This window comes from Paenibacillus durus ATCC 35681 (genome assembly GCF_000993825.1).
GTDB lineage: Bacteria > Bacillota > Bacilli > Paenibacillales > Paenibacillaceae > Paenibacillus_AQ > Paenibacillus_AQ durus_B.
In genome coordinates this window covers 1140122-1165500 of the sequence record NZ_CP011114.1, presented here as the reverse complement: position 1 = coordinate 1165500, position 25379 = coordinate 1140122, and the positions used below count along the sequence as shown (strand labels likewise).

Genomic DNA, 25379 nt, shown 5'->3' with positions numbered 1-25379 from the left:
AATTATAATAATTATAAATTGATTCTCAGTGATTATCAATGATTTTCACCCATTTTATTATAATAAACCCGTATTTTCAAACTGAAATTTTCATTTTCATGGGTTTTTCAGGAATTGCTCATGATAATTGTCATATTATTGCCCTAATATGAATTTAATACTTCTTCGCTTTTCTTCAAAGGCTTCATCGCTCAAAACAGGTTTTAGCGAAGTATTATCCGGAGGAACAGCAAGCTCGATCCAGGAACGGCACCCGCCGTATTCCGGAAGCATCTCGATTTCGGCAGGCTTTTCCAGCTTGTATACTTTGAGCAGCAGTACGTGCAAAGGTTCCTTCGCCTTCCATTTCAGCCGTTCTTCGGCCAAATTCCCGGTCCACATATGATAGGGATTAAGCCGTTCAAGTTGTTCAAAATCGCGTACCTCAAGATCATCGACGGCCTCGGCATAAGCGGTGATCCTCACATGGGTGGCCCTGGCATCAAATTCCGAAATTGAACGTTCCACTGAAGTCCGGTACGGCTCCTTGACCAGATGGGTTCGTTGATGCTCGTAGGTCGGAAACAAATAAAAGGAATGGCTCTTGAGTTCGAATCGCCGGGTTTCTTCCTTAATGCCTCCTTTTCGCAGAAGCATAATCTGCTCTCCCCTGGAAAGAACATCAATAGCTGAGGCCCATTCTTTCAAAGCGACAGGGTTAAGATTCATCCCCTTATCTCCTTCCTATCCTTGATTTCTAGCTGCTTATGTATCTATTATAGCGTCATTCGCTCCATTTCGACAGGCTGATGTTAAAGAACCTTCCGTCAAATCCTGGATATGCCGAAGCTAGCCCTGAAGTCAAGAAAGTTGTCTGAAAAATAACAGAAAAAGCCTCCGTGAGGGAGGCTTCTCTATAGTTGCAAAAGAATTTCCGCAGTGAATAACACCGGCTAAGCTTGATCTCAGCCGAGGAAAGAGCGCAGCATCCAGGAATGCTTCTCGAAATCACTGCGTATTTTGATGAACAGGTCTGCCGTAGGCTGATCGCTAGCTTCCTCTGCAAGCTCAATGCCTTCAGTTAACTCTTCAGCTATAGTCGTAAAGTCTTCAATCAACGATTGAAGCATGGCGCGGCTGTCTTCCTTGCCGGTTGCTTCCTGAATCGTCGCAATCTCAAGATATTCCTTCATTGTCGCCGCAGGGGTTCCTTTAATACTCAGCAGGCGTTCGGCTACCTCGTCCATTTTCTCAGTAACTTCATCGTATAGCTTTTCGAACTTAACATGAAGGGTGAAGAATTGCTCGCCTTTTACAAACCAGTGGAAATTGTGTAATTTGACGTATAATACGTTCAAGTTAGCGACCTGCCGGTTTAGTACTTGCTCGATAGAGGTAGAACTCACTTTGTTCGTTGCTTTAGCCATAGCTTATCCCTTCCTTTATCCAAAATTTTAGCCGGCTTGTTATTAATATCCGGCCCCTGCACCGCTGTTCTACTGTCCAATTACCCTGATACTCGGCTTGGCGAAACCCTAAAAAATTGAATATCCAAAATTTTGTCAAAACACAGGATATGTTCCTTTCTTATGTAGAATGCTCGGAGAAGACCTTGCTTATCCGCCTCATCCTCTTTTTAACACCGTTCACTTCTTTCATAAATATGCAACTTATTCTACATCTATATAAAAAAAAGGGCCCGCTTGGCCCCATTCATTCCGCAGTATTGAACTAAATCATCTTAAGCAGAGCTTCGGACCCTTTCATCCCGGGAACTATTCCAAGCTTTTCCGCTTCTACCGTAACCGACTCCAGAGGAGCTTCAAGCAGCTGCTCCAGCGTCCGAACCCCTACCGCTCTGCCTGCAATGATGCCCCGGTCTGCCAAACGTTCGTTAAGCAGCCCGACATCAAGCGCGCCGCACATAATATAACCTCTATCATTGCTGATTGTCAGCAGCGTCGTTTTGGGCAGCTTCACCTCAACTCCAAGCATAATGTGACCGCCGACTGCAACTGGAACCATTGTCACCATTTATTGGCACCTCCCTCGTTGTCATACCCCGCTGTATGTTTATGCCTAAGGGGAAGCCAGTGTGTGGACGATGGTCCCAAATTTTCAAAAGATACCGGAGACATAAGACCTATTTTTTTCAAACTCTACTCTATAACTATTTCATGTTTAATGTTATAGTTTATATACAAAGAACCATTCCTATGAATAAAGCTGGGGGATATATGGATAATAAATCGCTGAGTGCAGACGAGCATTACTTGTTTAATGTCGACATCTTGATAAATGCCCGTACCAACCGGCTTGCACTGCAATATTTGCTTGAATTAATGAACAGCAGCGATGTTGTCGGCGACTTCAGAATTCAATCGGAACTGCCCCTGGGAAAAACCATTGCCAGCCTTCTCGATCCCCTGCAAACGATATCGGGGCAGGAACAAACTCATTCTGGAACACAGTCTGGCATTCGCCCTGCTGTACTTCCGAAGTCTGCCGTACCGCCGCAAAATCCCGTTTCGCCGGCAAATCCCGGCAATGAACCAGGTAATGGTAAGCCGATTGAAAGTCACGCCGACCCTCTCGGCCAGATTCGCGCTTTTATCCGGGACAATCGGCTCGTCCGGTTAAGAGCCAACCGTCAAGGCAAGCAGATATCCATGCCATGCCGTATTCTGAATTTCGACGAAGCGTCCGCCACGCTTAACGTCTACCACGTTGACGAGAAACAGGTTTACACGTTCAGGCTGAATGAAATCGACGAGTTTTTGTAAAATCCCAAAGGGCGCCTAGACCAAATAGTCTAAAGGCGCCCTTTGGGTCTTATGACTTATTGTTACGGGAAAAAGCCTCCAGAGCAAGCAGCAGCCAGCCTGCAATGAAGCACACTCCGCCCAGAGGGGTTATTGCCCCCAGCACTTTAATTCCGGAAATACTCAGCACGTACAGACTGCCCGAGAATAGAATGATTCCAGCAAGCAGCAGCCAGCCCGACCATCTCAGCCGTGAACTCTCCCCCCATTGCCCTGCGGCAATGCCGACAATCAGAAGTCCCAGCGCATGCACCAGATGATAATGCACACCCGTTTCATACACCGCCATAGCGCTCTCCCCAAGCGAGGATTTCAGGATATGAGCGCCAAAAGCGCCTACCGCTACCCCCAGCATGGCGAGTAAAGCCCCTAAGCCTATAAATGTACGCTGCAAATAAGACAACTCCTTATTTTGTACTGTATATTTCCATCATAACGGATGGGAAGGCTCCAAATCCAGTATCCTCATATTTGTTCCTTTTGCTTGCATTTAACGCCGCTTTGTGAACAATTGGATATATACATAATGATCGAAAAGGAGTGCACCAATATTTATGAATGAACAAGATTATCGATCTAATCACGCGCCGCAAAATGCAGCCATTCCCGGCGGCGACAATTCCGGCTACGCACCCTATCAGGAGGAACCACGGGTCATCAAGCATTCCGGCCCAGGCATCGCTTCTTTTGTCATTGCCATGGTTGCGCTGGCGGGATACATCGTCTCTTTCATAGTCGCCGGAACCTTAATCGCGCCAGTGTTAGATGAAACGGGTGTGCTGAAAGGCGAAACAAGCGGAGCCTTCCTGTTTCTCGGCCTGGCCATACTTGCGCTTGCGGCGCTCAATGTCATCGGCGTAGTGGTGGGCATCATCGGTCTTGCCCTGCGGGGAAGGCGCAAAGTATTCGGGATCATCGGCACGATCATCAACGGGTTAATTCTGCTTCTGTTCCTGCTGCTGTTCACGGTGGTTCTATTTCATGCAGGCTCCCTGCAATAGGGGGAGGGCCGCTGCCCTCCTTGCAGGAATACGGGACGTAACGAATACACAAGGTCCCTTCGCTTGCCCTTGAAGCTCAGCGGCAAGATCGAAGAGACCTTTTTTGTGCCTATAGCGGCGAATTTACACAATCGATTACCGGTTCACAAGCGTACTCAGCGAAGCAAAGGCATGCGGCGGAAAACCTTCCGTAGCATCGCCATACGGAATATTCATTCTAATGATGTATCCCTGTCCGTCCGTTTCGGTTACGATATATTTTCTCGTTCCGCCATCGCCGGAAGCGGTTAGAAGCAGCCGCGCATCTGGCAGCTGACTTGCTCGCTCTTGACCCTTCAGCTCCTTGACTTCTCCGGTCTTGGACAGTTCTTCACGCCCTTCAGCCAGCAGAGCATCAAGATTAAAGTCCGAAGGAAGTTTCTCAATGTCGGCATAATAGCCGGGGTCCGCCTTCAAGTAAAGTCTTCCCTTTGCCGAGTCGAAGGCAAGAATGTCGAATACATAGAGCGAGTATCCGTTGCCTGATGCGAGTGTCGCATTCTTTACTTCACGGCTGCCTTCAAGCATAAGCTCCAGCTGCTTCGTCTGCGGCAGTCCGGTTCCCTTTCCCGTCACTCCGCCCGAGGCGGCCAGCTTGGTGAGCACCCGCTGCTTGAGGGAAGCGTCGCCATTCACTGCTTTTTCCACGTATTCAAAGACGACTTGGTCTTCTTCATTCAGCGTTTCCGGTATATTCTCCATTCCGGCTCCGAGCTCAAAGGCAACCGGCCCCTCCTCCGTCTGAATTTCGATCGAATGGTTGTCGATTTGTCCATTATAGACGCCGGTTCCCTTTATCGGTTGCGTTTCCCCGCCTGCGGGCTCACTTGGTGAAGGGGACGGTTCAGGCGCGCTCGGCTCCGGACTTGTCGCAGTTGCCTGTGAGGCCGTAGCAGGCGCATCAGTTGGAACAGCGGCCGGCCCATTTCCCCCGCAACCGGTTAGGGCGAGCATGAATGCGGCAATAGCTGCCGCGACTGATATGGAATAATGAGGTTTCATGTTCTCATGCCTCCTTAAGATTCTCGTACTGCACACATTCTACCTTCTAAACGTTCCATCCCGCGCCAAGGTTGCAAATGAATTTATGGAGCTGCGGCGCTTCTAGCGGGAGGCGCTGTACGCGATTTTGCCGTTAACTACCGTCATCCGGGCTTCAGCAGCAAGCATTTCCTCCGCGCTGGCCGAAATGTCCCGGTCAATTACAGTGAAGTCGGCGCGCATGCCTACGGCGATGCGTCCGCGTTCATGCGCTTCTCCGGCGGCAGCGGCGCTTCCTTCGGTGAACAGCCGGAGCGCTTCCGCCGCCGTGAGCTTTTCTTCCGGCAAATAGCCGGAATGGGTCTCATCCGGTTTGCGTCGCGTCACAGCCGCATGCAGGCCGAGAAAAGGATTCAAGGGCTCAATCGGCGCGTCGCTTCCGCCCGCACAGGTAATGCCTGCGGCCAGCAGCTTCCTCCAAGCGTATAAATATTTCTTCCTCTCTTCGCCGACCCGATCAAGCACCCACGGAAAATCGCTGGCGACAAACCGGGGCTGAATATCGGCAATCAGCCGCAATGCCCGCATTCGTTCCACGAGCGCCGCGTTCAATACTTGGGCATGGATGAAACGGTCCGGCAGCGGCGCATCCTTCGGCAGCGGCGCGCTTTCCATTGCGGTCAGCGTCAAATCGGCCGCCGCATCGCCGATAGCGTGAACGGCAACCGGGAAGGCACTCCGGCGTGCCGCAGCGACGATCTCATTCAGCCTCGCCTGGGTATGAATGGCAATACCGGAGGTATGCGGCGCATCACTGTAGGGCCTGGCAAGCAGCGCCGTCCGTCCTCCAATCGCGCCGTCGGAAAAGAGCTTGACCGCGCCGATGCGCAGCCATTCATCGCCATCGCCGGGGCGAAGCCCAAGCTCCTCCGCCTCCTGGAGGAACGGATAGTACAGCAGCTGATGTGTACGGAAATATACTCCCTCTTCGCGCAGCTCCCGGTGGATGCGCAGCATCGTATCCATGCTGCCGAGCAGGCGCAGGTCCTCGGTATGCGCTCCGGTCAGTCCCAGCGACAGCGCGTGCTGACAGGCCCGGCGCATAGCTCCTTTCAATGCGTCATAGCTCGGCGCAGGCTGGACAGCCGCAAACGGAAGCGAGGCGTCTTCATAGATCCATCCGTTCAGGCCGCCGTCCGCACCGCGGCCGTATGCGCCGGAAGGGGAATCTGGAGTCGACTCCGTCACGCCGGCCAGACGGAACGCCTCGCTGTTGCCAAGGTAGGCGTGAAAGCAGGTTCTTGTAAGAAATACCGGATGCCTGTCCGTAATTTCATCGAGCTCACGCTTGTGCGGAGCTTCCGCCGGTCTGAACTCATTTTCATTCCAGTTAAGCCCGAGAATCCAGCCGCCCGGTGGAGTCGTTCTCGCGTGTTCCGCGATCAATCTCAACATTTCTTCCTTAGAGGTGATGCCCGTAAAGTCCAGCATATCCAGCTTCATGCCCTGCATTCCAAGATGCAGATGGGAGTCTGCAAGTCCCGGCAGCACATAGCCCCCGTCCCAATCGACGGTCCTATAATCCCGCCCCGCCAGTTGAAGCTGCAACTCGCGCTTCGTCCCGATCGCCGCTATGATTCCGTTCTCGGTATATATGGAATTGGCTCCGGCACGAGCGTCTTGGATTCCTCTTCCGTTCGTGAATAAAATGCCTGGCATCGTTATCCCCCCCTCATTGCCCTCTACCTGCCTGAATGTTCGCAATTTCTCGAATATAGGCTAACATAACGCAAACCATAACTTCACCGCAAGCCTGTCATTTTGCATTTTTCTAAGCCTCCATCTCCGCTCAGCTGAGCGCACATATCCCTTGCGTCCGTGAATATACTTTAGGTACAACTGCTAAGCTACCGTCGTCCGGCTGTTATCTCACCCTAGTAAAACATCGGTTACCGCCGCAGCCCGCGAGTGAATTTCGTTTCTTACATTCCATAGGAGGTGGTCATCTTTGTCACAATCGTCACAGCCTTTTTCGTTTGTTGTCTCGAAAGAAGACTGGTCCCTGCACCGCAAAGGCCATCAGGATCAGGAGCGTCACCAGCAGAAGGTCAAGGAAGCGATTAAAGGCAATTTGCCCGATCTCGTTACGGAAGAGAACATTATCATGTCTGACGGAAAACAAATCGTCAAGGTGCCGATCCGCAGTCTGGATGAGTACCGGATCATTTATAATTACCGCAAGCAGAAGCATGTCGGTCAGGGTGACGGAGACAGTCAAATCGGCGATGTGCTTGGCAGGGAGCCGGTCCAGACCGGTCCTGGCAAAGGGGATAAAGCGGGCGACCAGCCCGGCCAGGATTTGGTGGAGGCGGAGGTCGATTTGGAGGATTTGGAGGACATTTTGTTTCAGGAATTCGAGCTGCCGCATTTGAAGCCCAAGGATAAGGAAGAAATCGAGGTCCAGTCCATCGTCTTTAATGACATCCGCAAAAAGGGCATGATGTCCAACATCGACAAAAAACGCACACTGCTTGAGAACCTGCGCCGTAATGGCAGAAGAGGCATGCCGGGAATCCACGGTATCAGCCCCGACGATCTGCGCTATAAGACCTGGGATGAAACGACGATTCCGCATTCCAACGCGGTCATTATCGCGATGATGGATACTTCGGGCAGTATGGGAACGTTTGAAAAATACTGCGCCCGCAGCTTCTTTTTCTGGATGACCCGCTTCCTGCGCCGCCAGTATGAGAAGGTCGAAATCGTCTTTCTGGCCCACCACACAGAGGCGAAAGAGGTCAGCGAGCATGATTTCTTCACCCGCGGCGAGAGCGGCGGCACGATCTGTTCGTCGGCATATCAAAAAGCACTGGAAATCATCGATAAGCGCTATCCGCCTTCCAAATATAATATCTATCCCTTCCACTTCTCGGACGGTGACAACTTAAGCTCCGATAACGAGCGCTGCGTCAAGCTGATTGGGGAGCTGCTGAAACGGAGCAACATTTTCGGTTACGGCGAGGTCAACCAGTACAACCGCAGCAGCACCCTCATGTCCGCGTACAAACACATTAAGCAGCCGCAATTCATGTACTATGTCATCAAGGATAAAAAGGAAGTGTATCAGGCGCTAAGGACCTTTTTCGGTAAAAAGGAAGCAGCGGGGCGTTAAGCAAGTCCTCTTCTGACATGAACCATAACGGCGATTTTAGATCGCTCACACCTAATTAGCTTCCCGTGCATACGCAGGGGGGCTCTTTTGTGATGTCGTGCTGATTACGAACCGGACAGGTCTTCAGCTCCCGGACTACAGATTTATGCGCGTTTATGCGCGGCCGCTCACTGATAACCGCTTGTATTTATCAGCGTTAGCGGCTCGGTTATCCTATTTACAATTGCATGCACTTCGATTATGATAAGTCTAAGCAAGCGTTTTCACAAGGAGGTTCTCTATGACAGTTACCATCAAGGACGTGGCCAGAAGAGCGGGCGTTTCGCCCTCCACGGTTTCCCGGGTATTGTCGGGCCATCCGAGGATCAGCGTGGAAACCTCCCGCAAGGTCAAGAGCATTATGGAGGAAATGGGCTACCATCCGAATATCATGGCCAAGAGCCTTGTGTCGAAAACGACGAACAGCATTTGCATCATCCTGCCAAAACCGGCTGAAGAATTGTTCACCAATCTGTTCTTTATGGAATTAATCCGCGGGATTGTCACACAGGCAAGCCGTTCGGGCTACGATGTCCTGATCAGTTCCGGCGCGACGGAGAAAGAAGAACTTGAGGCGGTCTCCCGGCTGCTCAAGGGACGGCGCGTCGATGGAGCGATTCTGCTCTACTCGCGGAAGGACGACGCTGTGATCGATTTTTTGAAAAATAATGGGTATCCCTTCGTACTGGTGGGACGCAGCGACAAGTATGACGATATTCTGTCAGTAGATACCGACAATCTGCTGGCGGCCTATGATGCTACGAATCACCTGATCTCCATGGGGCATAAGCGGATCGGCTTCGTCAGCGGTCCTCCGAACCTGATTGTGTCACGAGACCGGCTTGAAGGCTACCGGAAAGCTATGGAGCATAACGGTCTGGAACTGAAATCCGAATGGATTGTGGAAGGAGAGTTTCTGCAGGACAGCGGCTATCGCGCTATGTCCTTCTTCATGAATCTGCCGAGCCGCCCCACGGCGCTTGTCGTTGTAGACGATATCGTTTCCTTCGGGGTTCTCCGGGGGTTGAACGAGCTGAATTACAGTGTTCCTGCAGATTTGGCGCTGGTCAGCTTCAACAACATCCCGCTGGCGGAACTGTCCACCCCGCCGATCAGCAGCATCGATATTGGGATTTACCATCTGGGGTATACGGCTTCCCAGGTCTTGATTCAGGCCATTCAGAAGCAGAATACGGAGCCGGGCTTAACCAAACGGTTCATTATTCCCCATCGCTTGATTGTACGCGAGTCTTCCATGCTCTCTCCCGCAAGAAGTGAATAAGTAAATGAAGCATTACTTCGGAGCTTCATTTATTTTTTAAGCGTTGTACAAACGTTTGCACTCTCCATTGAATATACCAAATTGACTTAAAGGAGAATGATCATGACCGAGATTAAGGCTTGTCTGTTCGATCTCGACGGCGTGCTGGTTGACACCGCCAAGTATCATTACATCGCCTGGAAGGAGCTTGCGGATCGTCTCGGATTTGAATTTACAGAGAAGGATAACGAACGCCTGAAAGGCGTCAGCCGCGCCGTATCGCTGAATATTCTGCTGGAGATCGGCGGACTGAATCTGGACGATGCCGAAAAAGCCAAGCTGGCCGAGAGTAAAAACAACCGTTACGTGGAATATATCTCGGCGATGAACAGCTCGGAGATTCTGCCAGGGGCTCTGGCTTTTCTGGAGGACTGCCGAAACCAGGGTATTAAAATCGCGGTGGGCTCCGCAAGCAAGAACGCGATGACCATTCTGAATAACACCGGACTCACACCATATTTCGATGCGATTATTGACGGAACCAAGACATCCGCCGCCAAGCCCGATCCGGAAGTATTTCTGCTTGGAGCCGAAGCGCTCGGCATCCCCCCGGTGAACTGTGTCGTCTTTGAAGACGCCGAAGCCGGGATCGAGGCGGCCAGCCGCGCTGGCATGGCGAGTGTAGGCATCGGGTCGCCGGAGACGCTCGGTGCAGCAGCCCTTGTCGTTCCTTCCCTGATGGAGATGAGCGTTGCGCGGCTAAAAGAAGCTTTTGCCTAATAATTTAGATAAAAGGAGCCGATAAGCATGAAACAATACTTGAAGATTGATGAATGGTCAATCATTGAGGAATCCTTCGATCCGCAGACGCAAGAGATTTCCGAAAGCGTATTCAGTTTAGGCAACGGCTACATGGGCGAACGCGCGAATTTTGAGGAAAAGTACAGTGGTCCCAGCCTGCAAGGCAGCTATATGGCCGGCGTATACTATCCCGACAAGACCCGGGTTGGATGGTGGAAGAACGGCTACCCTGAATATTTTGCCAAAGTATTGAACAGCACCAACTGGATCGGCATCGATATCGAAATTGACGGAGCACCGCTGGATCTGGCCGCTTCAACCGTATCGGAATTCCGGCGGGTGCTGAACATGAAGGAAGGCACGCTGTCACGCAGCTTCACCGCCGCCCTTGAGGACGGCAAAGAGGTTAAAGTGGAGAGCATCCGCTTTGTCAGCATGACCCGGCGGGAGATCGGCGCGATCCGCTATTCCGTTACACCGCTGAATTTCTCGGGAACGATTACCGTGGCCCCTTATCTGGACGGAGATATCAAGAACAAGGATTCCAACTATGACGAGAAGTTCTGGAACGAGGTCGAGAAGAACTACTTCCCCGGGGGCGGCTATCTGACGCTGAAGACGAAAAAGCTAGATTTCCATGTGACTACCGCCATGGCCTATGATATCGCCGTATCCGGTAAGCAACTGGAAGCTGAGGCCGAGCCGGTACTTCACGAAAAATATGTGGGAAACATCGTTCAGGTTCCTGTCAAGGAAGGCGAGCAGGTCGTCATCTATAAATACGCCGCAAGCGTAACTTCCCGCAATTACGGGCTGGGTCAGCTTGTGGATGCGGCCCAAAATGCTCTCCAGTCTGCCAGAGAAGCTGGTTTTGTAGCCCTGCTGACCGAGCAGTCGGAAGCATGGAAGGATAAATGGAAAGAAAGCGACATCATTATTGAGGGCGACCCCTCTGCCCAGCAGGCGATCCGCTTTAATATTTTTCAATTGAACCAGACCTATACCGGCGAGGACGACCGGCTGAACATCGGGCCCAAAGGCTTCACCGGTGAAAAATACGGCGGCAGCACCTACTGGGACACGGAAGCCTACTGCGTGCCTTTCTATCTCAGCACCGCGGATTCCTCCATTGCCCGCAACCTGCTGATTTACCGCTACAAGCATCTGGAGAAGGCCAAGGAGAATGCCCGTAAACTCGGCTTCGCCAAAGGCGCGCTGTATCCGATGGTGACGATGAACGGCGAGGAATGCCATAATGAATGGGAAATTACTTTTGAGGAAATCCACCGGAACGGGGCTATCGCCCACGCCATCTACAACTATGTGAATTACACCGGCGACAAGTCGTATCTGGGGCAATACGGCCTGGAGGTGCTGGTAGAAATCTCCCGTTTCTGGGAAGAGCGCGTGCACTACGTGCCGCATAAAGACAAATACGTCATGCTCGGCGTTACCGGACCGAACGAGTATGAGAACAATGTGAATAACAACTGGTACACGAACCGGATCGCCGCTTGGACCATGGAGTATACGCTGGAAGCGCTCGCTTATTTGCGGGAACACGAAGACACGCGTTATGCCGAGCTAACCGACAAGCTGGGTCTTCTGGAAAGTGAAACAGATAAATGGCAGGACATTATCGCTAAAATGCACTACCCGTTGGACGAGGAAAAAGGCATCTTCCTGCAGCAGGACGGCTTCCTCGACAAGCAGATCATTCCGGTCAAGGAGCTTGCGCCTGAGCATCTGCCCCTGAACCAGAAATGGTCCTGGGACCGCATTTTGCGCTCCTGCTATATCAAGCAGGCCGATGTGCTGCAAGGGCTGTACTTCCTGAACGACCGCTACGACCTGGCGACGAAAAAACGGAACTACGACTTTTACGAGCCAATCACCGTACACGAGTCCTCCCTCTCTCCCTGCATCCATGCGATTCTCGCATGTGAATTGGGATACAAGGAAAAAGCTTACGAAATGTACTTGCGGACCTCGAGGCTCGATCTCGATAACTATAACAATGATACCGAGGACGGCTGCCACACTACCAGCATGGCGGGTACCTGGATGTCGATTGTGCATGGTTTCGGGGGACTCCGGGTGCTGGACGGCCGGCTTGTGCTGAAACCGTCCAATCCGGGACATTGGACCTCGTATTCTTTTAAAATCATGTTCCGCGGCTCTCGTCTCAAGGTTACGGTAACGGACCAGGAAATTACGGTTGCCAACGAAACCGAAATCCCCGCTGCGATCACGATCTATGACAAGGAATACACCGTGGGCGGACTTGGCACAGTAACCTCGCAGGGCGTACCTGCAATTATCTAGGAGTGTTGCGTTCAAGCACAAGCCTCTTCGGAATTCCGCAGCTTCATAACCACCGAACCGAACCGTCTCGGGAAGGAGTTCATGCTCCTTCTTGAGCGGTTTTTTCTGTCCCCGGCTTTCACCTGTGAGCTATACTTGTGTGGTTGGAAATGATGTATACTGTCCAAAGGCAGCACGGAAGAACAGGACCCTTGTTTGGCACCGTGATACGATAGTTGCAGAGGAGATGGCAGACGATGGAATGGCTGAACCGCATGAAGGACGCGCTCGAATATATGGAACAGCATATGACGGAGCCGATAAATATGGATGAGATCGCCAAAACGGCCTGCTCTTCGCCATTCCACTTTCAGCGGATGTTCAATCTGCTGACCGGAGTGACCGTCGCCGAGTACATCCGCAAACGCCGGCTGACGCTCGCCGCGCAGGAATTGGCGATGACACCGGCCAGGGTGCTGGATGTCGCACTCAAATACGGCTACGACTCGCCGGAGGCATTCGCCAAGGCGTTCCGCAAGGCGCATGGCATTACGCCCTCGGCGGCGCGCGAGCCCGGGGCCGTCCTGAAGGCTTTTCCCCGCCTCTCCTTCCACCTATCCTTGAAGGGAGACAAAGAAATGGATTACCGTATCGTGAACAAAGAAGCGTTTACCGTGGTCGGTAAAACGATGGAGACCTCCTGCCGCGATGGAGAGAATTTGCGGAGAATCCCGCAATTCTGGCTGGAATGCAACGAGGACGGCACGTATGACAAACTGCTTGAGCTGGGAGAGGGCGTCCATGATCTGCTGGGAATATGCGCCGAAATGAATCACGAGCAGGAGACGCTCACTTATTGGATCGCCGTAGAGAGCGGCGCGCCCGCCCCGGAAGGTTACTCCTCCACCGTCATTCCGGCTGCAACCTGGGCGGTCTTCACCTCCGTCGGCCCTATGCCGAGTGCGATTCAGAGTGTATGGGCGCGGATCTTCCAGGAATGGTTCCCCGGCACCGGCTACGAGCATTCGGGCGGACCCGAATTCGAGCTGTACCCGCCGGGAGATCCTGCTTCGGAAGATTACCGCTGCGAGATATGGATTCCGGTCATGACAAAATCTTAACAGACTCGACCATATAATGAACGAGGAACCGACCAGGCACAAGCCATCTATGTGTCCGGCCGGTTCTTTCGCTTGCACCATTATTACCGGAATACTGATAGAGACAGTCAGAGGCTTTAAGGTTTATGATTGCGATTAACCTTGCTATAATTGAAAAGAAACAAGGGATGTATATAGATTCAAGATTATCCGATCACCCTGTGAAGGAGAGTTTCATGCCTAACGTAAAGATTTTTACAGACAGCACATCCGATATGCCGCAAGGCTGGAAAGAATCCTATGATATCGGCGTCGTTCCGCTTTATGTCGTGTTTGAGGACGCCACGTACAGGGATGGTGTAGATATCACGCCTGCTGAGGTCTACCGGAAGGTGGCGGCAGCAGGCGCGCTGCCCAAGACGGCGGCCCCTTCGCCTGCCGACTTTATGAACGCCTTTGCTCCTGCGGTTGAGGAAGGCCGCGATATCGTCTATCTTAGCCTTTCTTCAGCCCTGTCCTCCACCTATCAGAATGCTCGTCTTGCCGCAGAGGAATTTCCGCCCGGACGCGTTAAGGTAGTGGATTCCGGCACATTATGCGGAGGAATCGCCCTGCTGGCCGTGAAGGCGGCGAAGGCGGCTCTTAAAGGCCGCAGCTCAGGCGAGATTATCTCCATGCTGGAGCAGAGCCGCGGACGGCTCAGCACCGAGTTCGTTATTGACACGCTCGATTACTTACATATGGGCGGCCGCTGTTCGGGCATGCAGAACTTTATCGGCAGCCTGCTCAAGATTCGTCCGGTGCTTCGATTGGTTAACGGCAGCATCATCCCCGTGAGCAAAGTCCGCGGCAAAAAGGAAAAAGCGGTGGAGCAGATGCTCTCTCACGCCCTGTCGGATATTGACCGGATGGACAAGGAACTGCTAATCGTCGCGCATACGCAAGCGGAGAAAGACGCCAAGTTTCTGGTTGACGCCCTTAAGGAGGCTACCAGAGCAGAGGAAGTTGCCGTGATCGAGGCGGGCTGCGTGATTGGCAGCCACTGCGGGCCGAATACCGTCGGGATGATGTACCTCACGAACGGCAGCCGCGATACAAAATAATGCCCTGCACTAATGCCAGAAACCTCCGCAGCCTTAATCAAAGGACCGGAGGTTTCTTCATCAAAATATAAGACTTTATAAGTTTCACGCTAATAAATGGCTTTATATTTCTACGAGAAACGGTACCGTCCCTGAAAGGACTGCGAAGCCGTTTCTTCTTGTTTGTATAATAAGCCGGGTACTTCCGCCTCTTCTTTCACGAAGGGCAGCATGAATCTGAAGATGGAACCGCGCGCTTCCTCGCTCTCCACAAAGATCGTCCCGCCCATCAGTTCCACGAGCTGTTTGCAGATTGCCAATCCTAAGCCCGTGCCCCCGTATTTGCGGTTAATCGATGGATGTAATTGAGAAAATGACTGGAACAGCAGACCGAGCTTATCCTCGGCAATGCCGACGCCGGTATCCCTGACGGAGAATTCAAGCAGATAAGTCGGTGATTCCGGAAGCAGAATGTTCTTGACAGACAGCGTCACGCTGCCTTTCTCGGTGAACTTCAGCCCATTGCCGACCAGATTGACGATAATCTGCCGAAGACGGCTTGGGTCGGCCTTGATCGTCTCTGGCACACTTGTATCCGCCCACCAGCGAAGCGCCAGCCCCTTCTCCTCCGCCTTCGGAGTAAACAGGTCAATGACGGCGCCGAGCATCTCTCTGAGGTCGAACTGTTCGGGCTCCAGCGGCATCTTGCCGGCTTCAATCTTGCTGAAATCGAGAATATCATTCAAAATATTCAGCAGACTGTAGCTGCTGCTGCGCAGAATCTCCGCATACGTCCGCTGCTCTTCCCCCAGTTCGCTCTCCAGCAGCAGATCGGCCATCCCGATCATGCCGTTCATCGGCGTCCGGATTTCATGGCTGATCATGGCCAGAAACTCCGATTTTGCCCGGGATGCCTGCTCGGCCGATTCTTTTGCCCGGATAATTTCCCGCTCGTTCGTAATATCGCTGAAGGCCACCACCACACCTTCAATATGGTCATGTTCCATGATCGGGGATACTCTATAATTCACCCAAAAGCTGGTGCCGTCCTTACGCCAAAAAATCTCCTCATTCATACTACGGGGAGTCCCATCCTCGATCGTCATCGTAATCGGGCATTCCTTCGTGTAGTAGCTGGAGCCGTCGGGCCGGGTGTGGTGAATATGCGTAAGGCTGTGAATGCCGATGATCTCTTCGCTGGAGTATCCGAGCATAAGCATGGCGGTTCTATTAATGAAGATGATCTTGCCGCTTCTGTCGATTCCGAAGATGCCTTCTGTAACCGAGTTCAAAATCAAGCTTCGTGAGTCCCTGAGCCCGGAAGCCCGCTCTGAATGAGCAGATCCCGCCCCGGCCTCGTCATATACTGCCGAACCGTTCACGTCCGTAATATTCCGGATAACGGCAAATATGCCGACCACTTCGCCCTCCGCTCTGACTGGAATATAAGTCAGTTCCGCTGAAGCGACGACGCCGGATTTTTTGATAAACTTTAATTGACATGAAGACGTGTCGCCCGCGCAGGCAAGAGAAAAATGGCGCCCGGCTTCGGTCCGGCTTCCGAACAAAAGCGCTTTGTTCTGAATCCCCGTAACCTCCCTGAAGGTGTAGCCGGTCAGTCGTTCAGCGGAGCGATTGGCGCCGATGCAGCGGCCCTGAAGATCCAGAACGTAGATGCAGTCCGGATGCTGCTCGTACAATTCTCTATACACGCCTTCTTCGGCTATTAATTGCTTTAAGACAGAAGCCTTATCCTTATGCACGGTCCACTTCCTCTCTTAACTAACAAAACGCCTCCGCTAAGGGCATTAAGGCGGGCACTTTGCCAGGGAACCCTGTGCGTCACTACACCCATCATCCAATTCGTAAGCGCTGCCGCCGATCCGACAGGCGAGAATCGTCTAATAATGTAGAATCCGAGTAGAGTTGAGAACATTATATCAAAAATTACAGAATATTTACCGGATATTTTGTTAACTTTCATGGTAAGGCTGGGTCATATTTGCGGGGATCTCTCCATATACATCTTGTGAACGGCTCTGCCGCTAACAGGATTCACAGGTGGAAAGGAGATGGGTACATGCCCAGCGATGAGATACAGGCGCTTGAGAAGGCTATAGCCGAGATTACGGAAATCGCCTCCGGTTTCGGCCTGGATTTCTACCCCATGCGCTACGAAATTTGCCCCGCTGATATTATCTACACGTTCGGGGCTTACGGAATGCCGACCCGTTTCGGTCATTGGAGCTTCGGAAAGACGTTTCACAAGATGAAATCCCAGTACGATTTCGGGCTGAGCAAAATATACGAATTGGTCATCAACTCCAATCCGTGCTACGCCTTCCTGCTCGACGGCAACTCTCTGGTCCAGAACAAGCTGATTGTCGCCCATGTGCTGGCGCACTGTGATTTTTTCAAAAATAATATGCGCTTCTCCCAGTCTAACCGCAATATGGTCGAGAGCATGTCGGCCACTGCCGACCGGATCGCCGAGTACACCGTCAAATATGGAACGGACACGGTCGAGAGCTTCATCGACGCGGTTCTGGCCATCCAGGAGCATATCGATCCGAGCCTGATTCGGCAGAGCAAACGGGGCAGCGCCCAGTACCTGGAGAAGCCGGAGAAGCGGCCCGGGGAGCGCCGCGAGTCGAAAGAGAACTTGGTCAATGCTAGTCCTTATGAGGAGCTTTGGCAGCTCGAGAAGACCGAAGCGTCCGCCGAAAAATCCGGAGCCGGGTATAAGCCCTTCCCGCCGGAGCCGGAGAAGGATATGGTCTGGTTCATTCAGCATTACTCCACAGCGCTTGAGGATTGGCAGCGCGACATTATGACGATGCTTCACGATGAGATGCTCTACTTCTGGCCGCAGATGGAGACGAAGATCATGAACGAAGGCTGGGCTTCCTACTGGCATCAGCGCATCATGCGGGAGATGGACCTGACGCCGGAGGAGACGGTGGAGTACGCCAAGCTCAATTCCGCAGTTGTGCAGCCCTCCCGCCAAAGCTTGAATCCGTATTATCTGGGCCTGAAGATCTTGGAGGATATCGAGCGGCGTTGGGACCGGGATAAAATATTCGAGGTGCGCGAGCTGGATTCCGACATTTCCTTTATCCGCAGCTACCTGACTAAAGAATTGGTCGAGGATCTCGACTTGTACATCTTTGAGAAGAAAGGGCCGGAATGGAAAATCACCGACAAGGCCTGGGAAAATGTCAGGGAGCAGCTGGTACAGGCGCGCATTAACGGCGGTTCGCCTTATCTGGTCGTGCAGGACGGCAACTTCGAGCGAAACGGCGAGCTGTACATCGTCCACCGCTATGAGGGCATCGAGCTGGATCTGAAGTATCTGGAACGCACGCTGCCTCATATTTACACCCTGTGGGGCAAGACCGTCCATCTGGAGACCGTTATCGAAGATAAAAAGGCGTGTTTCTCCTATGACGGCAAAAAGGTGCTGCGAAAGTTCGTCTAAAGATCATGCGTATGCGCCGCGAAAAAAAGACCAAATGGTACCGTCCAACAAATAGTGATCCAGTTTGACATAGCCGCCCTGGGTTAAGAGTTCCAGCAGGGCGGTAAACAGGGATTCCAATACGTCTTTCATTCGCTCGCGCGGAACCGGTTAATGGTGCGGAAGTCTGGGCGCTGGCGTCCGGCCAGCCACATGAACGGAATGGTTTCCCGTACGGCCTTGGCGATTTGGCGGGAAGAATTTTGCGTTTGATATCGTAGAAGATTTCGTTACGAGCAGCGGAGAGGACGGAGCGATTGTGGAAAAGCGGCAGCGGTCGCCTTTGTGTCCGGATTTTAACTGCAAAGAGAGATTCGAAAAATCCGGACACAACAGCGATTGGAACAACGATCCGTTCGCGCAGCGTCCATACCGAGTGCTCAAGTTGATACTACTCCAAAACAAGGGGTGTCCCAAGCAGCCATTACATGGCATTTTGGGATACCCTCCTTGCTATATAGAAGCGGGGCCACTGCTTTACTCATTTCCAGCATCCATATCAATAACCTCCACGTGCTTCGGCCCGGAGCTTGCAGCCGGTGACGGACTGGCTGCCGCCCCGAAGCTTGTGCCTGGCGTGATTCCCGGCGTTGGTCCGGGACTTGCAGCCGGGGATGGGCTGGCCTCCGGCACGGTTTTCGAGAATCCGACGCTGATATTGCTGATTTTGATCGATTTTTCGGCGCCTGAGTAATCATTGGAATGTAGGGCGGTCTTCAGATTGAAGGCGTAGCCGTAGGCAACCTTCTTATTGTAGAACCTGAATGTCATTCTTCCGCTGCTGGTCTGCTTGTCCATCATGCGTACGCTTTGGTGGCCGCTGTAATCCTCGAATTTAAGAACAAGCCAATCGGCGGCGGCCATCGATGATGCATCATAGTCCACCTGGATGTCGACAACCGATTCCTCAGGCAGCGTGATGAACTGTCCGTCGGTAACGATGGTTTCCCGGCCGTCCGCAAGCGGGATTTTTTTATTTTTCGCAATCATGATCGTTTGATCCCCCGCCGTGGACTTGTCGATGTAATTTTTATAGGTTAGTATTTTCTTTTTCAGCGTACTGTCCGACAGAGAAGTTCTCTCATACTTGCTGCTGAACAGCTCCCCGTTCCGGGAGGTCAGGCTGTACAGCTGTCCGCTGTTATCCACCTGGTACACGGTCCCTTTTACCGTCGAATAAAAGATATCGCCATTATAATGGGAGGCAAACAGGATCGGCGAATCCTCGGTATATTTCCGGAACACGCTTCGGCCCGTCGTATAGGCATCCAGGTTAGGGTCCGCATAATCCAGCAGCGAGAGCAGAATATCCTTCTGCCCGTAAACGCCGTCATTGATGACTTGACCGTCAATATCGGGTGAATACGCCGCGAAAATCCCCCAATTCGAGCCGTAAGGCTGGTCGTTCACCCCATGCGATTCGTCCGAGACGAACAGCACCAGCGTGTCTTTGGCGAAGCTGGAATGGTCGATATAATCAATGAACCCGGACAGCGCCTCATTCAGATACACCACCGCCGCCGCCTTGCGGCTCGGATACAGCTTGGCGTAATCGTCCGTCACCGCGTAGGGATGATGCGTTCCGACCGTCAGCAGCGTGGCAAACCACGGCTTGCCCTTACCGTTCAGTTCGTTAATGTACTTCTCCGATTGCTCGAAAAAGGCTTTGTCATCCGGCCCCCATCCAAAAGGAACGTATGGATTCTTGAAGCTCTCCCCTCCGATCACCGTATCGAAGCCCGCAGCCGTCATGAAATCGCCCTTGGACATATACTCCAGTTCCGCCGCCTGGATAAAGGCCGTATTATAGCCCCGGTGCTTCAGCAGCTTCGGAAGGAGCTCTTCCCGGTAGCTAGGGTCTTTTTGCAAATATTCGTATGCCTTGGGTGTGGACGCGTCCAATTTGGGATAGTCGCCGCTGACGAGCGAATACATTCCTCTTATCGTCTGGTTATTGTGAGTGATGTAGTTTGGGAGAATGAGGCTGTGGTCTTTGATTTTGTCTAGACTTGTCAGCTTGATATCGTTAGGGATGCCCAGAACCTCCTGATTGCCAGGTGAATAAGCCCCCGGAATGCCTTCCATGACGACCATCAGAATATTTTTGCCCCCTGTATGGCTGTTCAGCAAATATTCGCCGTCTTTGAGCTGCTGCGACGTATTGATCTGCCGCTCGATATCCGCGGGATAGTCCGTCAGCGCTTTTTCATTAAAGGTCAGCAGAGCAACTGAATTGCGGATCGAAGCGGATACAAAATTGCCGTTCTTCCAATCCCCGCTCGAATGAATGGCAATGGCAAGATAAAGAATCGACAGTCCGGCAAAGGCCAGCAAACAGTGCCTTCTTCTGTTAAACGGGAGCAGCGGCAGCCTCCGCAGAAAATAAATCGAAGCGGTCAGCAAGGCCATCAGGAGGATGGAATACACCGGGAAACTGATGTGAAACAGCGTGCCTGTAATAAACTCTTTGTCCGACGCCATCGTAATATCGTTAAGATTAAGCACATGATCCAGCGCATAAATATATTCGACATTAGCCAAGTGGAAAATACCGAGCACCAGCGCGGCAAGATACGAAGCGATAAGATTTACTCTTGAAAGCGCATATAAAACAAGCAGAATTAAAATCCCGATGCCAATGTCTTTCAGAGCTATAGCATACAGCGCGTTAAATTGCACATCGATTTCCTTCTGCCGATACAAGAGGATACGCCCATAAGAATAGAGGAGTAAAAAAAGAATGGAGGGTATGGCGTAAAACAGCTTTTTCATCGTGTTCGCCCCTGTCAACAGTACAATGAATCTATTATATATGATATTACGGCTGCGGAGCGGAATTTTTCATAGAATGAAATGCTTATCTTATCCAAAAAAGGACCGCTGGCGGCAGCGGCCCTTTTTACTATTTTACGGGGGGGTGGTACACTCAGCGGTTCAGCAGGCTGCCCACGTACCGGAGCAGTTCATTGGCGCAAATCGGGCAGTAGTCATGCTCCTCAATCAGACGGCGGGACACCTCGTTGATCCGCTTCAGCTGGCTCTCATCCGGGGTTTTGGACGAGGTCGTGATTTTGACGATATCCTTGAGATCCGCGAACAGCTTCTTCTCAATCGCCTCGCGGAGACGGTCGTGGTTGCTGTATTCGAACTTTTTACCTTTGCGGGAATAAGCGGAAATCCGGATCAGAATCTCCTCCCGGAAAGCCTTCTTGGCATTCTCCGAGATGCCGATTTGCTCCTCGATGGACCGCATCAGCCGCTCATCCGGCTCCATTTCTTCATCGGTCAGCGGGTCGCGGATTTTGGTCCAGTTGCAGAACGCCTCGATGTTGTCGAGATAGTTCTCGAACAGCGTCTTGGCCGATTCCTCAAAAGAATAGACGAACGCCTTCTGCACCTCGTTCTTGGCTAAAGTATCGTATTCCTTCCGGGCAATGGAAATAAAGTTCAAATACCGCTCCCGCTCCTCCTTCGTAATCGAAGGATGCTGATCCAGGCCGTCCTTGATCGCCCGCAGCACGTCAAGCGCATTCATGCACTCCAGATCGCCCTTGATCAGCGCGCTGGAGATGCGGTTAATGACGTACCGGGGATCGATGCCGGACATGCCTTCGTCCAGATATTCGTTCTGCATCTCCTTCAGGTCGGCTTCCTTGTAGCCCTCGACTTCTTCGCCGTCGTACATCCGCAGCTTCTTGATCAGATCCATGCCCTGCTTCTTGCTCTCCTTGAGCCTGGTCAAGACGGAGAAAATCGCGGCTGCGCGCAGCGCATGGGGGGCAATATGCACATGCTTCATGTCGCTCTGGGCGATCAGCTTGGCGTAGATCTTCTCCTCTTCCGCCACCTTCAGGTTATAAGGCACCGGCATGACGATCATCCGGGACTGGAGCGCCTCATTCTTTTTATTGGAAATGAACGCCTTGTACTCCGTTTCATTCGTATGGGCCACAATGAGCTCGTCGGCGCTGATCAGGGCGAACCGCCCGGCCTTGAAATTACCCTCCTGCGTCAGCGACAGCAGGTTCCACAAAAACTTCTCGTCGCACTTGAGCATTTCCTGGAACTCCATCAGTCCGCGGTTGGCCTTGTTCAGCTCGCCGTCGAACCGGTAAGCCCGGGGGTCGGATTCCGACCCGTATTCGGTAATGGTTGAGAAGTCGATGCTGCCCGTCAGATCGGCGATATCCTGCGATTTCGGATCGGATGGACTGAAGGTTCCGATGCCGACGCGCTCCTCTTCCGACAACAGCACCCGCACAACCCGCACCTTCTCTATATCGCTGCCGTATTCATTCTTCAGCCTCATCTGGCAGGAAGGGCACAGATTGCCCTCGATGCGCACATTCAGCTCCTTCTCGATCTCCGGACGAAGCTCACCCGGAATCAAATGCAGCGGCTCCTCGTGCATCGGGCAGCCTTCGATTGCATATACGGCCCCTTGTATCGTACGGGAGTACTGTTCCAGCCCGCGCTTCAGCAGCGTAACCAGCGTCGATTTGCCGCCGCTTACGGGACCCATCAGCAGCAGAATCCGTTTGCGCACATCGAGCCGCCGCGCGGCCGAATGGAAATACTCCTCCACCAGCTTTTCGATGGCCCGGTCCAGTCCGAAAATCTCCTGCTCGAAAAACTTATAACGCTTGCGGCCGTTAATTTCCTCGACACCATGCGATTTAATCATGTCATACACCCGGGAATGGGCCGTTTTGGCGGGAGTGGGATCTTTTTTTAGCAGTTCTATATAATCTTTGAAGGTTCCGCTCCACGCCATACGCTCGTTCTCTGCCCGGTACGATGCTATACGTTCAAAAATGTCCATTGCTCGCTGCCTCCTCACCTTACGCTCTTGTGACCCGCGCGTGATGTCTGTCCGGGCTTCGCCCGGTTGCCCTCGCCTAAATATCTGCCTGCCTCCCGCCGTCCCTTCCGACGCTTCCGCCGCCCAGCGGAGTTTGCATTCGAAAAGTGTAATACATACCTATGCGGGAAGCCTGAAATACTGACCTCTTTTTTGGTGTGCTATAATAGAGAATCAGCTGCAAATGTGACAAAGGAGACAAACTATGGCGGTAAGACACGAAACAGAGCTGTATGCTCCTTTAAAAAATTTTTTTGAACAGCAAGGCTATGAGATCAAAGGTGAAGTGCGTTCATGCGACCTCGTCGGCGTCCGGGGAGATGAAGAACCGCCGCTCATTGTGGAGATGAAGAAGACCTTCAACCTCTCCCTGCTGCTGCAAGGGGTGGAGCGGCTGAAGCTTAGTCCGGCGGTGTATTTGGCGGTTGAGAGATGCCGGGAGAAAAAAGGCTCCGCGAGCCAGCGCTGGGGGAGCTTAAGCCATTTATGTCGCCGTCTAGGACTCGGTCTTGTCACCGTTGTCTTCTACAAGACGAAGGCGCCGCTTGTAGAGGTGCTGGCGGAGCCTGAAGCGCCAGCGGGTTCAGCCCGGAGCGGCGGGCGGCGGCGGGAGCGGCTGCTCTATGAGTTCCGCGAGCGCAGCGGGGACTACAACACGGGCGGCAGCGCGCGCGTGAAGCTCGTCACCGCCTACCGCGAGAAAGCGCTGCGCGTAGCCGCCGCGCTGGAGGCGGCGGAGCGCGAGGCCGCCCTGGCTGCTGCCGAGGGCGCGGCGACGGCGGATGGCGGCGGCCAAGGCGGGGCCGCCGGGCCTGCCCGCGCGCCTGCTGCGGGCGCGCTTCCAAAGGGCGTGACGCCGGCGGAGCTGCGCCGCCGCAGCGGGGTGCCGAGCGCAGCCGCCATCCTGCAGAACAACTACTACGGCTGGTTCCAGCGCATCGCTCGCGGCCGGTATATCCTTGCGGCGGCGGGAAACGCTGCGCTGCTGGAGTACGCCGCCGTATCGGTCTCGCAATCGGTGGCAGACCGCAGATCGGCAGCGGAGAAACCCAACATGTAATTTGAAAGAACCCATTCTCCAGTGACAAAATGGAGAATGGGTTCTTCCGTTAAGCCTATAGCGCATGGTCCCCCTACTTAACTGCGGGCTGTAAATTCCGAAATGGCTTCACTCATCAGATTCATTCCGAGCAGCAGCTCATCGCGGCCAGGGTGGCTGAAATTTAGGCGGATATAGCGGCTGCCGCTGCCGTCCGCCGTGCAGAGCGGCCCCGGCAGGTAAGCCACCCCCTTGCGCAGCGCATTCTTCAGCAGGACTAAAGCATCCAGTCCGTCCGGCAGCGATACCCACAGGAACATGCCGCCAGAGGGCAGATGATAGGTACAGTCCTTCCAGGCGGGACGCTTGAGCAGCTCCACCATCAGCTTCAGCCTCGTATCGTATTCGCGGTTCAACATTGCAATATGCTCCCGTAAGTCGAACGCGGATACATGCAGCAGATGGTACAGCAGACGCTGATTCAGCGAGCTTGACTGCCAATCCGCCATTCCCTTGGCTGCCGCCATCACGCCGATCAGCTCCCGGCTGCCCGCCGCCCAGCCCGTCCGAAGGGCAGGCGCAACCGTCTTGCTGAAGGAACCGATATAGAGCACATGCCCTCCCTCACCCGCGTTCTCGAGCGCATATAGAGAAGGATATTTGGACGCGATCCGATTCTGACGCTGAAAATGAAGGTCTCCGTAGGAATCGTCTTCTACAATAAGCACATTATGCGAAATGCACAGCTCCAGCACTTCTCTCCGTCTTTCCAGGCTCCAGAGAATGCCGCTCGGATTCGTGAAGCTCGGTGCGGCGAACAGCGCCTTGGGCCGATGGGCCACGATGAGCTCCCGTAAATGCTCCGGCAGCAGTCCGTCACGGTCGCTCTCGACCGGTATAATGACCGCTCCCTGCATCCGCAGCACCTGCAGGAAGCCGGGGGATGTAGGATTCTCCACAAGCACGCGGTCGCCCGGATCGATATATACCCGGGACAGCAGGTCTACCGCCTGCTGGCTGCCTGTCGTCAGCAGGACGCCTCCCGGTGGAATATGTACTCCCTTGCCTCTCAGCCAGTCATTTTCCAGCCACTCCCGCAGCGGCCCATACCCTTCAGGATCTCCGTACTGGAGCGCCTGCGCGTCGGCCGAAATTACAGTTGAAGCCGCTTCGGCCAGCAGGGACAGCGGAAACAATTCCTCCGCAGGCAGCTCTTCAGCCAGCGAAATGATGGAACCTCTGCGCGTCTGTGTCCGGATGCTCAGCAGCGGCGAAGTCATCAGCGTATGCGTACGAGCGGAAAAATCGTATTTCATGCGGCGCCCCCCTTCATGCTTACATGAATGAATATTCCGAAAGACGCCGCATTATGCCGTCCCGC

The 25379-nt window shown here is 53.1% G+C and carries 20 protein-coding genes and 1 pseudogene; 10 read left to right on the top strand and 11 right to left on the bottom strand.

The genetic code is table 11. The features are described from left to right. Positions 1-135 precede the first annotated feature (135 nt). The 3 genes from VK70_RS05175 to VK70_RS05165 form a co-directional block, all read right to left on the bottom strand. A complete protein-coding gene (locus VK70_RS05175; RefSeq protein ID WP_025698075.1) occupies positions 136-708 on the bottom strand; it encodes a DUF1802 family protein in 573 nt (190 codons plus the stop codon). Between the two features lie 236 nt (positions 709-944). After that, positions 945-1406 (bottom strand): Dps family protein, encoded by a 462-nt coding sequence (locus VK70_RS05170; protein ID WP_025698073.1) that lies wholly within the window; start codon positions 1404-1406, stop codon positions 945-947. A gap of 304 nt (positions 1407-1710) precedes the next feature. Continuing rightward, the gene (locus VK70_RS05165) at positions 1711-2013 is read right to left on the bottom strand and encodes a YunC family protein (protein ID WP_025689971.1); all 303 of its coding nucleotides are present in this window, start codon (positions 2011-2013) and stop codon (positions 1711-1713) included. A 203-nt stretch (positions 2014-2216) separates the two neighbouring features. Between VK70_RS05165 and VK70_RS05160 the strand changes: the two genes are divergently transcribed. Next, positions 2217-2762 (top strand): hypothetical protein, encoded by a 546-nt coding sequence (locus tag VK70_RS05160; protein ID WP_051505169.1) that lies wholly within the window; start codon positions 2217-2219, stop codon positions 2760-2762. Between the two features lie 49 nt (positions 2763-2811). Here VK70_RS05160 and VK70_RS05155 read toward each other — a convergent pair whose 3' ends face one another. Continuing rightward, positions 2812-3195, bottom strand: coding sequence for a DUF423 domain-containing protein (locus VK70_RS05155; protein WP_025698070.1), 384 nt, complete (start codon positions 3193-3195; stop codon positions 2812-2814). A gap of 160 nt (positions 3196-3355) precedes the next feature. Between VK70_RS05155 and VK70_RS05150 the strand changes: the two genes are divergently transcribed. Further along, complete coding sequence (locus VK70_RS05150; protein WP_025698068.1) at positions 3356-3802, top strand: hypothetical protein; 447 nt, start codon at positions 3356-3358, stop codon at positions 3800-3802. 135 nt (positions 3803-3937) lie between these two features. Here the strand turns inward: VK70_RS05150 and VK70_RS05145 are convergent, their stop codons facing one another. Then, entirely contained in the window at positions 3938-4843 is a 906-nt protein-coding gene (locus tag VK70_RS05145; RefSeq protein ID WP_025698067.1) for a hypothetical protein, read from the bottom strand. 102 nt (positions 4844-4945) lie between these two features. Continuing rightward, complete coding sequence (locus VK70_RS05140) at positions 4946-6541, bottom strand: amidohydrolase (protein ID WP_025698065.1); 1596 nt, start codon at positions 6539-6541, stop codon at positions 4946-4948. A 289-nt stretch (positions 6542-6830) separates the two neighbouring features. On the opposite strand from VK70_RS05140, the gene yhbH reads away from it, so the two are divergent. From yhbH to VK70_RS05110, 6 genes are all read left to right on the top strand, one after another. Then, a complete protein-coding gene (gene yhbH / locus VK70_RS05135) occupies positions 6831-7994 on the top strand; it encodes a sporulation protein YhbH (RefSeq protein WP_025698064.1) in 1164 nt (387 codons plus the stop codon). A gap of 280 nt (positions 7995-8274) precedes the next feature. Continuing rightward, positions 8275-9315 (top strand): LacI family DNA-binding transcriptional regulator, encoded by a 1041-nt coding sequence (locus tag VK70_RS05130; protein ID WP_025698063.1) that lies wholly within the window; start codon positions 8275-8277, stop codon positions 9313-9315. A gap of 102 nt (positions 9316-9417) precedes the next feature. Continuing rightward, the gene (pgmB, locus tag VK70_RS05125) at positions 9418-10074 is read left to right on the top strand and encodes a beta-phosphoglucomutase (protein ID WP_025698062.1); all 657 of its coding nucleotides are present in this window, start codon (positions 9418-9420) and stop codon (positions 10072-10074) included. A gap of 27 nt (positions 10075-10101) precedes the next feature. Continuing rightward, positions 10102-12420 (top strand): glycoside hydrolase family 65 protein, encoded by a 2319-nt coding sequence (locus tag VK70_RS05120; protein ID WP_046722938.1) that lies wholly within the window; start codon positions 10102-10104, stop codon positions 12418-12420. A 236-nt stretch (positions 12421-12656) separates the two neighbouring features. Beyond that, entirely contained in the window at positions 12657-13520 is an 864-nt protein-coding gene (locus VK70_RS05115) for an AraC family transcriptional regulator (RefSeq protein WP_025696397.1), read from the top strand. A 215-nt stretch (positions 13521-13735) separates the two neighbouring features. Next, the gene (locus VK70_RS05110) at positions 13736-14602 is read left to right on the top strand and encodes a DegV family protein (protein WP_025696395.1); all 867 of its coding nucleotides are present in this window, start codon (positions 13736-13738) and stop codon (positions 14600-14602) included. Positions 14603-14712: 110 nt separating this feature from the next. On the opposite strand, the gene VK70_RS05105 is transcribed toward VK70_RS05110, so the two are convergent. Next, positions 14713-16344 carry a PAS domain-containing hybrid sensor histidine kinase/response regulator gene (locus VK70_RS05105; protein WP_025696393.1) on the bottom strand — a complete coding sequence of 544 codons (1632 nt, stop codon included), beginning with the start codon at positions 16342-16344 and terminating at the stop codon, positions 14713-14715. A 317-nt stretch (positions 16345-16661) separates the two neighbouring features. Here VK70_RS05105 and VK70_RS05100 point away from each other — a divergent pair, with 317 nt between their 5' ends. Next, positions 16662-18059, top strand: coding sequence for a SpoVR family protein (locus VK70_RS05100; protein WP_025696391.1), 1398 nt, complete (start codon positions 16662-16664; stop codon positions 18057-18059). A 36-nt stretch (positions 18060-18095) separates the two neighbouring features. Here VK70_RS05100 and VK70_RS27755 read toward each other — a convergent pair. The 3 genes and pseudogenes from VK70_RS27755 to VK70_RS05090 all read right to left on the bottom strand — a co-directional run. Next, positions 18096-18298 (bottom strand): annotated as a pseudogene (locus tag VK70_RS27755) (transposase); the annotation flags it as partial. A 277-nt stretch (positions 18299-18575) separates the two neighbouring features. Continuing rightward, positions 18576-20870: an LTA synthase family protein gene (locus VK70_RS05095; RefSeq protein ID WP_025700666.1), complete on the bottom strand. Its 2295-nt coding sequence runs from the start codon at positions 20868-20870 to the stop codon at positions 18576-18578. Between the two features lie 154 nt (positions 20871-21024). Further along, positions 21025-22920 (bottom strand): PrkA family serine protein kinase, encoded by a 1896-nt coding sequence (locus VK70_RS05090; RefSeq protein ID WP_025700664.1) that lies wholly within the window; start codon positions 22918-22920, stop codon positions 21025-21027. 244 nt (positions 22921-23164) lie between these two features. Between VK70_RS05090 and VK70_RS05085 the strand changes: the two genes are divergently transcribed. Then, positions 23165-24019, top strand: coding sequence for a DUF2161 family putative PD-(D/E)XK-type phosphodiesterase (locus tag VK70_RS05085; protein WP_046722934.1), 855 nt, complete (start codon positions 23165-23167; stop codon positions 24017-24019). Positions 24020-24096: 77 nt separating this feature from the next. Here VK70_RS05085 and VK70_RS05080 read toward each other — a convergent pair whose 3' ends face one another. Then, a complete protein-coding gene (locus tag VK70_RS05080) occupies positions 24097-25314 on the bottom strand; it encodes an aminotransferase-like domain-containing protein (RefSeq protein ID WP_046722933.1) in 1218 nt (405 codons plus the stop codon). Positions 25315-25379: the final 65 nt, after the last annotated feature.